Origin of the sequence: Enterobacter wuhouensis (assembly GCF_004331265.1) — a bacterium.
Lineage (GTDB): Bacteria > Pseudomonadota > Gammaproteobacteria > Enterobacterales > Enterobacteriaceae > Enterobacter > Enterobacter wuhouensis.
In genome coordinates, this window is record NZ_SJOO01000002.1 from 12,075 (window position 1) to 24,083 (window position 12,009).

10 protein-coding genes are annotated in these 12,009 nt (G+C 57.5%); 5 read left to right on the plus strand and 5 right to left on the minus strand.

Features of this window, described 5'->3' with window-relative positions; all coding sequences use genetic code 11:
• The first annotated feature begins 5 nt into the window (after nucleotides 1-5).
• The 4 genes from cydD to infA all read left to right on the plus strand — a co-directional run bounded on the left by cydD (nucleotide 6) and on the right by infA (nucleotide 4,747).
• Nucleotides 6-1,772 carry a heme ABC transporter permease/ATP-binding protein CydD gene (cydD, locus tag E0L20_RS04005; RefSeq protein WP_131632830.1) on the plus strand — a complete coding sequence of 589 codons (1,767 nt, stop codon included), beginning with the start codon at nucleotides 6-8 and terminating at the stop codon, nucleotides 1,770-1,772.
• Nucleotides 1,772-3,493 (plus strand): heme ABC transporter ATP-binding protein/permease CydC, encoded by a 1,722-nt coding sequence (cydC, locus tag E0L20_RS04010; protein ID WP_131632831.1) that lies wholly within the window; start codon nucleotides 1,772-1,774, stop codon nucleotides 3,491-3,493. The genes cydD and cydC overlap by 1 nt, the downstream gene beginning before the upstream one ends.
• A 46-nt stretch (nucleotides 3,494-3,539) precedes the next feature.
• Nucleotides 3,540-4,244: a leucyl/phenylalanyl-tRNA--protein transferase gene (gene aat / locus E0L20_RS04015; RefSeq protein ID WP_131632832.1), complete on the plus strand. Its 705-nt coding sequence runs from the start codon at nucleotides 3,540-3,542 to the stop codon at nucleotides 4,242-4,244.
• Nucleotides 4,245-4,528: 284 nt separating this feature from the next.
• Complete coding sequence (infA, locus tag E0L20_RS04020) at nucleotides 4,529-4,747, plus strand: translation initiation factor IF-1 (protein WP_002211347.1); 219 nt, start codon at nucleotides 4,529-4,531, stop codon at nucleotides 4,745-4,747.
• Between the two features lie 71 nt (nucleotides 4,748-4,818).
• On the opposite strand, the gene E0L20_RS04025 is transcribed toward infA, so the two are convergent.
• The 3 genes from E0L20_RS04025 to clpS all read right to left on the minus strand — a co-directional run bounded on the left by E0L20_RS04025 (nucleotide 4,819) and on the right by clpS (nucleotide 8,327).
• Nucleotides 4,819-5,271: a hypothetical protein gene (locus E0L20_RS04025; RefSeq protein ID WP_131632834.1), complete on the minus strand. Its 453-nt coding sequence runs from the start codon at nucleotides 5,269-5,271 to the stop codon at nucleotides 4,819-4,821.
• Nucleotides 5,272-5,699: 428 nt separating this feature from the next.
• Nucleotides 5,700-7,979 carry an ATP-dependent Clp protease ATP-binding subunit ClpA gene (gene clpA / locus E0L20_RS04030; protein ID WP_131632835.1) on the minus strand — a complete coding sequence of 760 codons (2,280 nt, stop codon included), beginning with the start codon at nucleotides 7,977-7,979 and terminating at the stop codon, nucleotides 5,700-5,702.
• A 27-nt stretch (nucleotides 7,980-8,006) separates the two neighbouring features.
• Nucleotides 8,007-8,327, minus strand: coding sequence for an ATP-dependent Clp protease adapter ClpS (gene clpS, locus E0L20_RS04035; protein ID WP_006174393.1), 321 nt, complete (start codon nucleotides 8,325-8,327; stop codon nucleotides 8,007-8,009).
• Between the two features lie 267 nt (nucleotides 8,328-8,594).
• Here clpS and cspD point away from each other — a divergent pair, with 267 nt between their 5' ends.
• Nucleotides 8,595-8,816, plus strand: a complete 222-nt coding sequence (cspD, locus tag E0L20_RS04040) for a cold shock-like protein CspD (RefSeq protein ID WP_006174390.1) — start codon at nucleotides 8,595-8,597, stop codon at nucleotides 8,814-8,816.
• A 70-nt stretch (nucleotides 8,817-8,886) separates the two neighbouring features.
• On the opposite strand, the gene macB is transcribed toward cspD, so the two are convergent.
• On the minus strand, nucleotides 8,887-10,827 hold the full coding sequence (gene macB, locus E0L20_RS04045) for a macrolide ABC transporter ATP-binding protein/permease MacB (protein WP_131632836.1): 1,941 nt from the start codon (nucleotides 10,825-10,827) through the stop codon (nucleotides 8,887-8,889).
• The gene (gene macA / locus E0L20_RS04050) at nucleotides 10,824-11,939 is read right to left on the minus strand and encodes a macrolide transporter subunit MacA (RefSeq protein WP_131632837.1); all 1,116 of its coding nucleotides are present in this window, start codon (nucleotides 11,937-11,939) and stop codon (nucleotides 10,824-10,826) included. Before macA ends, macB begins: the two co-directional genes overlap by 4 nt.
• Nucleotides 11,940-12,009 lie beyond the last annotated feature (70 nt).

Below are 12,009 nucleotides of genomic sequence, written 5' to 3' on the forward strand. Positions count from 1 at the left end.
ACGCAATGGAAAAAAACCGTCAACAAGAGTTAACACGCTGGCTAAAACAGCAAAGCGTTATTTCCCGCCGCTGGCTTATGATCTCCCGTCTTCTGGGGCTCATCAGCGGTCTGTTGATTGTTGCCCAGGCATGGCTGCTGGCCCGCATTCTTAATCATATGATCGTAGAGAACATTCCGCGCGAGGCGCTACTTCTGCCGTTTGTCGTTTTGATCCTGATCTTTGTCCTGCGCGCCTGGGTCGTCTGGCTGCGTGAACGCGTCGGTTTTCACGCGGGACAACATATCCGCTATGAGATCCGCCGACAGGTGCTTGACCGTCTACAGGAAGCCGGGCCAGCCTGGATTCAGGGGAAACCCGCCGGGAGCTGGGCAACGCTGATCCTCGAGCAAATTGACGATATGCACGACTACTACGCCCGCTACCTGCCGCAGATGGCGCTGGCCGTTTTTGTACCGCTGCTGATCGTGATCGTCATTTTCCCGATTAACTGGGTCGCCGCGCTGATTCTGCTGGGTACGGCTCCGCTGATCCCGCTGTTTATGGCGATGGTCGGGATGGGCGCAGCGGATGCTAACCGTCGTAACTTCCTGGCGCTGGGTCGCCTGAGCGGCCATTTCCTTGACCGTCTGCGCGGGATGGAAACCCTGCGTATCTTTGGCCGCGGTGAAGCAGAGACCGAAAACATTCGCCATGCGTCGCAGGATTTCCGCCAGCGCACCATGGAAGTGCTGCGTCTCGCGTTCCTGTCATCCGGCGTACTCGAATTCTTTACCTCGCTGTCGATTGCGCTGGTGGCCGTTTACTTCGGCTTCTCTTACCTTGGCGCGCTGGATTTTGGCCACTACGGTACGGCGGTTACCCTTTCCGCCGGTTTCCTGGCGCTGATCCTGGCTCCGGAATTCTTCCAGCCGCTTCGCGATCTGGGTACCTTTTATCATGCCAAAGCGCAGGCGGTTGGCGCAGCCGATAGCCTGAAAACGTTCCTGGAAACGCCGCTGGCACACCCGGAGCGGGGTGACGTGACGCTGAATACTAAAGACCCCGTGACCATTGAAGCGCAGGACTTTTCCATTCTGTCACCGGAAGGCAAAGTGCTCGCGGGTCCGCTGAACTTTACCCTGCCAGCCGGACAACGCGTGGTGCTGGTCGGCACCAGCGGTTCAGGGAAAAGCTCCCTGCTGAATGCGCTTTCCGGCTTTATGGCCTATACCGGTTCGCTGCGGGTTAATAAAACCGAACTGCGCGATCTTGACCCTGATGCCTGGCGTAAACAGCTGAGCTGGGTAGGTCAAAACCCGCAGCTTCCGGCCTCCACGCTGCGTGAAAACGTGCTTCTGGCGCGCCCGGATGCGCGTGAAGATGAGCTCCAGTCCGTGCTCGATCGCGCCTGGGTCAGCGAGTTTCTGCCGCTGCTTCAACAGGGCGTCGATACGGTCGTCGGCGACCAGTCTGCCGGGCTCTCCGTCGGGCAGGCTCAGCGCGTAGCAGTTGCGCGCGCGCTGCTTAACCCGTGCCAGCTAATGCTGCTTGACGAGCCTGCTGCGAGCCTGGACTCACACAGCGAACAGCGCGTGATGCAGGCATTGAATGAGGCTTCGCTGCAGCAAACCACGCTGATGGTCACCCACCAGCTGGAAGGCATTGCCGACTGGGATGGGATCTGGGTAATGGAAAACGGCCAAATCGTTGAGCAAGGCGATTACGCCTCTCTTGTTGCCGCGCAGGGGCCGTTCGCCACCCTGCTGGCGAACCGTCAGGAGGACATCTGATGCGCGCCCTGCTTCCTTATCTTGCGCTCTATAAACGCCACAAATGGATGCTGACGCTGGGCATCGTGCTGGCAATTATTACCCTGCTGGCAAGCATCGGCCTGCTTACGCTCTCTGGCTGGTTCTTGTCCGCTTCTGCCGTCGCGGGCTTTGCCGGCTTATACAGCTTTAACTATATGCTGCCTGCAGCGGGCGTACGCGGCACGGCCATTACCCGAACGGCCGGGCGCTACTTTGAGCGTCTGGTCAGCCACGACGCGACCTTCCGCGTGCTGCAGCACCTGCGTATTTATACCTTTAGCAAGCTGCTGCCCCTCTCCCCTGCCGGGCTGGCGCGTTTTCGTCAGGGCGAATTGCTCAACCGCGTGGTGGCGGATGTCGATACGCTGGATCACCTCTATCTGCGCGTGATATCGCCGATTGTCGGCGCCTTCGTGGTGATCGTGGTCGTGACGCTGGGGCTGTGCGTTCTGGACGTCCCAATCGCGCTGACGCTCGGCGGCATCATGCTGCTAACGCTCATTGTTCTGCCGCCGCTGTTCTATCGAGCGGGTAAATCCACCGGCGAAAAACTGACGCGCCTGCGCGGGGAGTATCGCCAGCAGCTAACCTCCTGGCTGCAGGGACAGGCAGAACTGACCATTTTCGGTGCCAGCAGGCGGTACCGCGCGCGTATGGAAAGCACGGAGCTGAACTGGCACGAGGCCCAGCGCCGACAGTCTGAGCTGACGGCCTTTTCCCAGGCGCTGATGATGCTTATCGGCGGCGTCGCGGTCATCGCGATGCTGTGGATGGCCTCCGGCGGCGTGGGCGGCAATATGCAGCCAGGCCCGCTGATCGCGCTCTTCGTCTTCTGTGCGCTGGCGGCGTTCGAAGCGCTTGCGCCCGTGACGGGAGCCTTCCAGCATCTTGGGCAGGTTATCGCCTCTGCCCTGCGCATTACGGACATTGCCGAGCAGGAACCCGAGGTGAAATTCGCTGCCGACCAGACTCCGGTTCCCGCTCAGGTTTCGCTGACGCTGAATGACGTCACGTTTGCCTACGATAAGCAGGGGCAGAACGCACTTGAGGGGATTCACCTTTCGGTTGGCGCGGGCCAGCGCATTGCGATCCTCGGTCGTACCGGCTGCGGTAAGTCAACGCTTTTGCAGCTGTTGACACGCGCATGGGACCCTCAGCAGGGACAGATCTTGTTTAACGAGATGCCGCTGGCTGATTTCAGCGAGCAGGCCTTACGCAAGACCGTCAGCGTAGTTCCGCAGCGCGTGCATCTCTTTAGCGCCACCCTGCGCGACAACCTGCTGCTTGCCGCGCCGAAAGCATCTGATGATGAACTAAGCGCGATGCTGGAACAGGTTGGGCTGCATAAGCTGCTTGAGGACGAAGGACTGAATAGCTGGCTGGGTGAAGGCGGTCGTCAGCTCTCCGGGGGCGAACTGCGTCGTCTGGCCATTGCCCGTGCGCTGCTGCACGATGCGCCGCTGATGCTGCTCGACGAACCCACCGAAGGGCTGGACGCGACTACCGAAAGCCAAGTCCTTGATTTACTCGCTAAGGTTATGGTCGGTAAGACGGTATTAATGGTCACGCACCGCCTGCGCGGGCTGGCGAGTTTCGATCAGATAATTGTGATGGACAACGGACACATTATTGAGCAAGGTAATCACGCAGAACTGTTGGCAAAACAGGGTCGCTACTACCAGTTTAAACAGCGTCTGTAGACTATATTTGTACCGATCCTTACTCGCGTATTGGAGTTCCGCTGTCATGCGCCTGGTCCAGCTTTCTCGTCATAATATTGCGTTCCCCTCTCCGGAAGGGGCGCTGCGTGAACCTAATGGGTTGCTGGCTCTGGGCGGCGATCTCAGTCCTGCGCGTCTGTTGATGGCCTACCAGCGAGGAATATTTCCGTGGTTCTCGCCCGGCGATCCGATTTTATGGTGGTCACCCGATCCCCGTGCCGTACTGTGGCCAGCGCAGTTTCACCTGAGCCGCAGCATGAAGCGCTTCCATGCAAAGTCACCCTACCGTGTCACCCTGAATCATGCCTTTGGTCAGGTTATTGAAGGCTGTGCTGAAGATCGTCACGAAGGGACGTGGATCACCCGCGATATCATCACCGCCTATCATCAGCTGCATGAGCTTGGCTACGCGCATTCTATCGAGGTATGGGAAGGTGAAGCGCTTGTCGGCGGTATGTACGGCGTAGCGCAGGGGACCTTGTTCTGCGGCGAATCGATGTTTTCCCGCGCGGTTAACGCTTCAAAAACCGCGCTGCTGGTTTTTTGCCAGGCCTTTGCCCATCGCGGGGGACAGCTGTTAGATTGCCAGGTGCTCAATGAGCACACGGCTTCACTCGGCGCCGTTGAAATCTCCCGTCGGGATTACATTGAGCGCCTCGATAATTGCCGCCAGGAGAAGCTCCCGCGCGACTTCTGGGTGCCGCGTACACTCTTTCTGCCCAATGCCTAAATGTTTTCCGCATATTTTTTATGAGGGTGTTATAATTACGCCGCAGAGTAGCTTCTGCCTGTTGCCCCGCCGCCGTTTGGGACCCTCGCTTCAGATAACGTCCTGACGTTTATCCTGTTGTCTCCCCTTTACGAATGCGCTTCCTGTTCGGTTGTACCGTGACGCTTGGGCAATGCGCTGAAACTGTTTTGCTGCGTTTTAATCGCGCAATTCTTTACTTAATTGATGAATTTCGGCATTATCTTGCCGGTTCAAAACTTGGTAGTGATACCCCAGAGGATTAGATGGCCAAAGAAGACAATATTGAAATGCAGGGTACCGTACTTGATACGTTGCCTAATACCATGTTTCGCGTAGAGCTGGAAAACGGTCACGTGGTAACTGCGCACATCTCCGGTAAAATGCGCAAAAACTACATCCGCATTTTAACGGGCGACAAAGTGACTGTTGAACTGACCCCGTACGACCTGAGCAAAGGCCGCATTGTCTTCCGTAGTCGCTAATTGTTTTCGCCTGTAATGGCAGATGAATATTTAAAAGGTCGGGATAATCCCGGCCTTTTTTATTTATGGCTTTAGTGCTGCTGCGTTGGAAGATGTATTGTCATCCAGGGTTGTACAGGAGCGATTAAATCCCCCGCCATAGAATGAGCCATTTCGTGGAGTAATCCCGTCAGGTGCGGCAGCATATCGCGGTCAAAATGCGACACCAGCAGCACATGGTTTAACGCCCGGCAGTAGTCGCATTTCGTTTCTGTATCTTCAAGCAACCACTCTTTTTGTCGCGGCTGTACCGCTTCGTCCTCAAATTCCACCACCTGAAAATCACGCATGGATTCTGTGAGGCCGGATTTCACCTCTTCCAGGTAAGCTCCGAGACAACGGCAAACAGGCTGCGTTTGCGGGAGTGATTTGCAGTCGAGGAGGATTTCGGTGAGCAGCTTGCAGCGCTCGGCTAGAGTTGGGAGATCGGAGTTGAGGGAGAGTTCGGTGTAGAGTTGGGAGATAGACTGGTTTTCCATATTCATAATTTCCATATTAAGAGCTGAAAACTACCACCAGAAACGCCAACTTCGGGTGGCAGACTGAACCGGTTTGGCGTACCGACCATATGGAAAATCGGCGCTTCAAAAGAAGCCCCGGTTCAGCCCACCATATTTGAAGATACGGATTATACCGCAGCTAAAAAAAGAGTGAACGAAACCAGTGACGTTGCGTGAGCAACATCTTTCCATATGTGTGTAATCAGGACGCCAATCCCGGCACCTGATTTTGCAGGTGCGCCGCCATTTTATTACTGTGGATTTATCCAGCAACTGACTTCGAAAGAAACTGGAAAGCGCCTCGCAAAATTCCTCTGCGGCCTGTTGCCCTCACCCCAGCCCTCTCCCACAGGGAGAGGGAGAAAACCAAAAAAACGGCAACCGAAGTTGCCGTTTTGCTTTTACCTTACAACTCAGTGAGCCGCTTCCGGCTTGTGCTTCGCCGCACTCTGGAAATCGTACGTCAGTTCGTTCTTCGCCTGGTCCAGCGCCACGGTCACCTGACCGCCGTCCACCAGCGAGCCAAACAGCAGCTCGTTCGCCAGCGGTTTCTTCAGGTTGTCCTGAATCACGCGCGCCATCGGACGGGCACCCATCGCACGGTCGTAGCCTTTCTCGGCCAGCCAGTTGCGGGCCTCCTGGCTCACTTCCAGCGACACGCCTTTCTGATCCAGCTGAACCTGCAGCTCGACGATGAACTTGTCCACCACCTGATGGATCACCTCGGTAGACAGGTGATCGAACCAGATAATGTTGTCCAGACGGTTGCGGAACTCCGGCGTGAAGGTCTTCTTGATCTCCTCCATCGCATCGGTGCTGTTATCCTGGTGGATCAGGCCGATGGATTTACGCTCGGTTTCACGCACCCCGGCGTTGGTGGTCATCACCAGCACCACGTTGCGGAAGTCCGCCTTGCGCCCGTTGTTGTCGGTCAGCGTCCCGTTGTCCATCACCTGCAGCAGGATGTTGAACACGTCCGGGTGCGCTTTCTCGATTTCATCGAGCAGCAGGACCGCGTGCGGATGCTTGATCACCGCGTCGGTGAGCAGGCCGCCCTGGTCAAAGCCCACGTAGCCAGGAGGCGCACCAATCAAACGGCTGACGGTGTGACGCTCCATATACTCGGACATATCAAAGCGCAGCAGCTCAATGCCCAGCGCTTTGGAGAGCTGAACCGTCACCTCGGTTTTCCCCACGCCGGTTGGGCCAGCGAACAGGAAGGAACCGACAGGCTTGTGGTCATGCCCCAGCCCGGCGCGGGCCATCTTGATCGCTTCGGTTAAGGCCTCAATGGCTTTATCCTGACCAAAGACCAGCATTTTCAGGCGATTGCCGAGGGTGCGCAGCGTGTCGCGGTCGCTCTGAGAAACGCTCTTCTCAGGGATACGCGCGATGCGGGCCACCACGGACTCAATGTCCGCCACGTTAACGGTTTTCTTACGCTTGCTGGCCGGCATCAGGCGCGCACGCGCACCCGCTTCATCAATCACGTCAATCGCCTTATCCGGCAGATGACGATCATTAATGTATTTAACCGCCAGCTCCACCGCCGCACGTACCGCTTTCGCGGTGTAACGCACGTCGTGGTGCGCTTCGTACTTGGTTTTCAGGCCGTTGATGATCTGCACCGTTTCGTCCACGGACGGCTCGGTGACGTCGATTTTCTGGAAGCGGCGCGCCAGGGCACGATCTTTCTCAAAGATGTTGCTGAACTCCTGGTAGGTCGTGGAGCCCATCACGCGGATCTTGCCGCTGGAGAGCAGCGGTTTGATCAGATTCGCCGCATCCACCTGGCCACCGGAGGCCGCACCTGCGCCGATGATGGTGTGGATCTCATCGATAAACAGGATGCTGTTGGTGTCCTGCTCCAGCTGTTTTAACAGCGCCTTGAAGCGTTTTTCAAAATCACCGCGGTATTTCGTGCCCGCCAGCAGCGAGCCGATATCCAGCGAGTAGATGGTGCAGTCGGCAATCACTTCCGGCACGTCGCCCTGCACAATGCGCCAGGCAAGCCCTTCGGCAATCGCGGTTTTACCCACGCCGGACTCGCCCACCAGCAGCGGGTTGTTCTTGCGGCGACGGCACAGCACCTGGATCGCGCGCTCCAGCTCTTTATCGCGGCCAATCAGCGGATCGATACCGCCAACGCGAGCAAGCTGGTTAAGGTTGGTGGTGAAGTTTTCCATACGATCCTCCCCGCCTGCTTGCTCTTCATTGTTATTGACCTGATTGCTGGGATCCGATGCCTGGTTAGGCTCGTCTTTGCGCGTTCCGTGAGAGATAAAGTTAACCACGTCAAGGCGGCTGACTTCATGTTTACGCAGCAGGTAGGCAGCCTGTGACTCCTGCTCGCTGAAGATGGCGACAAGGACGTTTGCGCCAGTCACTTCGCTACGTCCGGAAGACTGGACGTGGAATACCGCGCGCTGCAGCACGCGCTGGAAGCTGAGCGTCGGCTGCGTGTCGCGCTCTTCTTCACTGGCTGGCAGCACCGGTGTGGTTTGTTCGATGAAGGCTTCGAGTTCCTGACGCAGCGCCACCAGATCCACGGAGCAGGCTTCCAGCGCTTCGCGGGCAGATGGGTTGCTAAGCAGTGCGAGCAGTAAATGCTCGACGGTCATAAACTCATGTCGGTGCTCACGCGCTCTGGCGAAAGCCATGTTTAAACTGAGTTCCAGTTCTTGATTGAGCATAGGCACCTCCCCCAATTTTATGCCTTATCAGGCCTTTTCCAGCGTACACAGCAACGGATGCTCGTTCTCCCTTGCATAGTCGTTCACCATCGCCACTTTGGTTTCCGCGACTTCGGCAGTAAAGATGCCGCAGATCGCTTTGCCTCGATAATGAACGGTAAGCATCAGTTGCGTTGCACGTTCTACATCATAAGAAAAGAACTTTTGTAGCACGTCAATAACAAATTCCATCGGCGTGTAATCATCGTTCATTAACATAACTTTATACATAGATGGCGGTTTTAGCGCGTCGCGCACTTTATCTTCCGCCAGCTGGTCAAAATCCAGCCAGTCGTTGGTCTTACCCATTATGCATAACCACTTTGAATCTACCTCAGATGTTAGATAACAATCATCTATTACTGTCATCCGCGATGTCTGTCACAAACTGTTGCAATAGCGTTAACTGCTTCAAATTTTGGTTGATTATTGTCCCAACTCCAGCGCCAAATGCTTGACGGCATCTTTCGTTTATCTAAATTGTACAAGCGTGAGTTGGCGAGGTTTTGAACAGCCCCCACTCCACCACCGGTTCATTCCATCTTAATTTATAAGATTTACGAAGGATGTCGAAGCATGGAAATGGGTACTGTTAAGTGGTTCAACAACGCCAAGGGGTTTGGCTTCATCTGCCCCGAAGGCGGCGGCGAGGATATCTTCGCTCACTATTCCACCATTCAAATGGATGGTTACAGGACGCTCAAAGCCGGGCAGTCCGTTCGGTTCGATGTACACCAGGGGCCAAAAGGCAATCACGCCAGTCTGATCGTCCCCGTTGAAGCAGAAGCAGTCGCATAGCTCTCTGATTCATTGTGTACACCCCGCAGGCAAAATGCCAGCCCGATCGGCTGGCATTTTTATTTTCGGGTTATTCCCGCGCCAGCGCATCCACCGGGTCCAGCCGCGCCGCGTTGCGTGCCGGCAGCCAGCCAAACAAAATCCCGGTGAAGGTCGAACACAGAAACGCCGTGAGGATCGCCACCGGCGAGAAGCCGATCTCCCAGCCCGGTAGAAAGATCTGCAGCGCAAAGGCGATCATCATCGAAAGCGCAATGCCCATCGCTCCGCCCACCAGACACACCAGCACCGCCTCAATCAGAAACTGCTGCAGCACGTCGCTGGCTCTGGCCCCGACCGCCATGCGGATACCGATCTCCCGGGTGCGCTCGGTTACCGACACCAGCATGATATTCATCACCCCGATGCCGCCAACGACCAGCGAAATCACCGCCACCAGCGTCAGGAACATCTGAAGAGTACGTGTGGTCTTTTCCGCCGTTTTCAAGAGGCCGTCCATGTTCCAGGTGAAGAAATCCTTCTTCCCGTGGCGCAGGGTTAATAGCCGCTCAAGCTGCTGTTCGGCCATGGCGCTGTCGTAGCCCTCCTTCACGCGAACGGTGATGGAGTTGAGCCAGGACTGGCCCATTATGCGCCCGGAAATGGTGGTGTACGGCAGCCAGACGCGCAGGATCTTGCTGCTGCCAAACATCGACTGCTTCTCTTCCGCCACGCCGATCACCGTCGCAGGCATGTTGCCGACGAGGATCACCTCGCCCACCACGTTCGTTTTATTCGGGAAGAGCTGCCTGCGCGAGTTGTCATCTAACACCACGACCTGCGCCCTGCCCGCCAGCTGTTCGGCATTGAACGTCGCGCCCTGGCTAAAGGTCATGCCGTACACGTTAAAATAATCGCCGCTCACGCCGTTCGCGCTGGCCGCCACGTCAATGTTGCCGTAGCGCAGGCGCAGGTTTTGCGAAACCGCAGGCGTGGCGGAGTTCACCCACGGCTGCTTCTGGATCGCCGCCAGATCGTCGTATTTTAGCGCCTGCTGATTCTGCGGCTCGTCGTCGCCGAAGTCTTTGCCGGGATAGACGTCGATGGTGTTGGTGCCGATGGCGCGGATATCTGCCAGCACCAGCTGCTTCGCCGCGTCGCCCACCACCACAATCGACACCACCGAAGCGATGCCGATGATGATGCCGAGCATCGTCAGCAGGGTGCGCATTTTGTTGGCCGCCATCGCCAGCCAGGCCATGGTGAGCGCTTCACGAAAGCCGCTGGAGAACTGTCCCCAGCCGGTCGCTGCCGGGAGCGCCTCTTTCGGCGCCGCCGCTCTGGACTCACGCGGCGGCGGGTTGCTGACCAGCTCGCCGTCGTGGATCTCAATAATCCGTTCGGCCTGCGCCGCTACCTGCGGATCGTGGGTGACGATAATCACCGTATGACCCTGATCGCGCAGCTGATGGAGGATCGCCATGACCTCTTCACCGGAGTGGCTGTCGAGCGCGCCCGTCGGTTCATCCGCGAGGATCACCTGCCCGCCGTTCATCAGGGCGCGGGCAATACTCACGCGCTGCTGCTGGCCGCCGGACAGCTGCGACGGCTGATAGTCCACCCGCTCCGCCAGCCCAAGGCGCGTGAGCAGCGCCTTCGCGCGCTCAAGCCGCTTTTTCCGCTCCACGCCCGCATAGACCGCGGGCACTTCCACGTTTTGCGCCGCGCTCAGGTGCGAGAGCAGATGGTAGCGCTGAAAGATAAAGCCGAAGTGTTCCCGGCGCAGCTTCGCCAGCGCGTCGCTGTCCAGCGTGGAGATATCCGTTCCCGCCACGCGATAGGTGCCGCTGGTCGGCTTATCCAGGCAGCCGAGAATGTTCATCAGCGTCGATTTACCGGAGCCCGACGCCCCGACAATCGCCACCATCTCGCCGGCCTCCACGCGCAGGGAGATCCCTTTCAACACCTCCACCGGGCCGTCGCCGGACGGATAGCTGCGACGAATGTCATTCAGCTCAAGCAGCGCCGTCATTTGGCGGCTCCAGGCAGGCTTTCGCTGGTGACAACCTCCTCACCCTCTTCCAGCCCTTTCACCACCACCACGTCGGTGTCGTTCCGTGCGCCTATCACCACTTCACGCTCGCGCGTTTCGCCGCTGCGGAGCACTTTCACCTTGTAGCGATTGCCGCCAGCGGATTCGCCCAGCGCAGAGAGCGGAATGGTCAGCACGTTCTTCACGCCGGTCAGCTGAATGTGCACCTGCGCGGTCATGTCCAGACGCAGCACGCCCTGCGGGTTCGGCACTTCAAAACGCGCATAGTAGAAGATGGCATCGTTCACTTTTTCCGGCGTCGGCAGTATGTCCTTCAACACGCCCTCATAGCGGGTCTGCGGATCGCCGAGCACGGTAAACCACGCGTTCTGCCCCGGCTTGAGGTGAATGACATCCGCCTCTGAGACCTGGGCTTTCACCAGCATGGTGCTCATGTCCGCCAGCGTCAGGATATTCGGCGCCTGCTGCGCGGCAATCACCGTCTGCCCCTGCAGCGTGCTGATTTGCGTCACCTCACCGGCCATCGGCGCAACGATTTTGGTGTAGTCGAGGTTGGTTTTTGCCGTATCTAGCGAGGCCTGATTACGCTTTATCTGCGCGTCGATGGTGCCAATCTGCGCCTGCTTCACCGCCAGCTCCGTTGCGGCAGTATCCAGATCCTGCTTCGAAATCGCCTGCGTTTTGGCCAGCGCCTGCTGGCGCGTCAGCGTCACCTGCGCGAGGTTTCTCTCCGCCTGCGCCTGCGCGCGCTGGGCGCGCAGCTCCATCAGCGTCGCTTCCACTTCGCGGATCTGGTTTTCGGCCTGTTCGGGGTCGATAACGCCAAGCAACTGGCCTTTTTTGACTTTATCGCCAATTTCGACCGACAGCGTTTTCAGCTGGCCGCTGACCTGCGCGCCCACGTCGACCTTGCGCAGCGCGTCCAGCTTGCCCGTCGCCAGCACGTTTTGCTGCAGCTCGCCCGGGCGCACGATTAACGTTTGATACTGCGGCACAGGAGCGTTGAGCACCTGCCATACCCAGTAACCACCGACCAGCACGACTACCACCAGCAGCAGAAACAGCTTTCTGCGTTTTCCCTTCAGGTTCATATAAATTCCAATTAATTATTCTGGCTATCATCACGGCTGATTTTATCTAAACGACTCTTCAACGAAACCC

Coding starts and splice junctions, on each gene's coding strand:
- clpA (WP_131632835.1), bottom strand. CDS start 7,979: ATGCTCAATCAAGAACTGGAACTCAGTTTAAACATGGCTTTCGCCAGA.
- aat (WP_131632832.1), top strand. CDS start 3,540: ATGCGCCTGGTCCAGCTTTCTCGTCATAATATTGCGTTCCCCTCTCCG.
- infA (WP_002211347.1), top strand. CDS start 4,529: ATGGCCAAAGAAGACAATATTGAAATGCAGGGTACCGTACTTGATACG.
- cspD (WP_006174390.1), top strand. CDS start 8,595: ATGGAAATGGGTACTGTTAAGTGGTTCAACAACGCCAAGGGGTTTGGC.
- clpS (WP_006174393.1), bottom strand. CDS start 8,327: ATGGGTAAGACCAACGACTGGCTGGATTTTGACCAGCTGGCGGAAGAT.
- cydD (WP_131632830.1), top strand. CDS start 6: ATGGAAAAAAACCGTCAACAAGAGTTAACACGCTGGCTAAAACAGCAA.
- cydC (WP_131632831.1), top strand. CDS start 1,772: ATGCGCGCCCTGCTTCCTTATCTTGCGCTCTATAAACGCCACAAATGG.
- E0L20_RS04025 (WP_131632834.1), bottom strand. CDS start 5,271: ATGAATATGGAAAACCAGTCTATCTCCCAACTCTACACCGAACTCTCC.
- macB (WP_131632836.1), bottom strand. CDS start 10,827: ATGACGGCGCTGCTTGAGCTGAATGACATTCGTCGCAGCTATCCGTCC.
- macA (WP_131632837.1), bottom strand. CDS start 11,939: ATGAACCTGAAGGGAAAACGCAGAAAGCTGTTTCTGCTGCTGGTGGTA.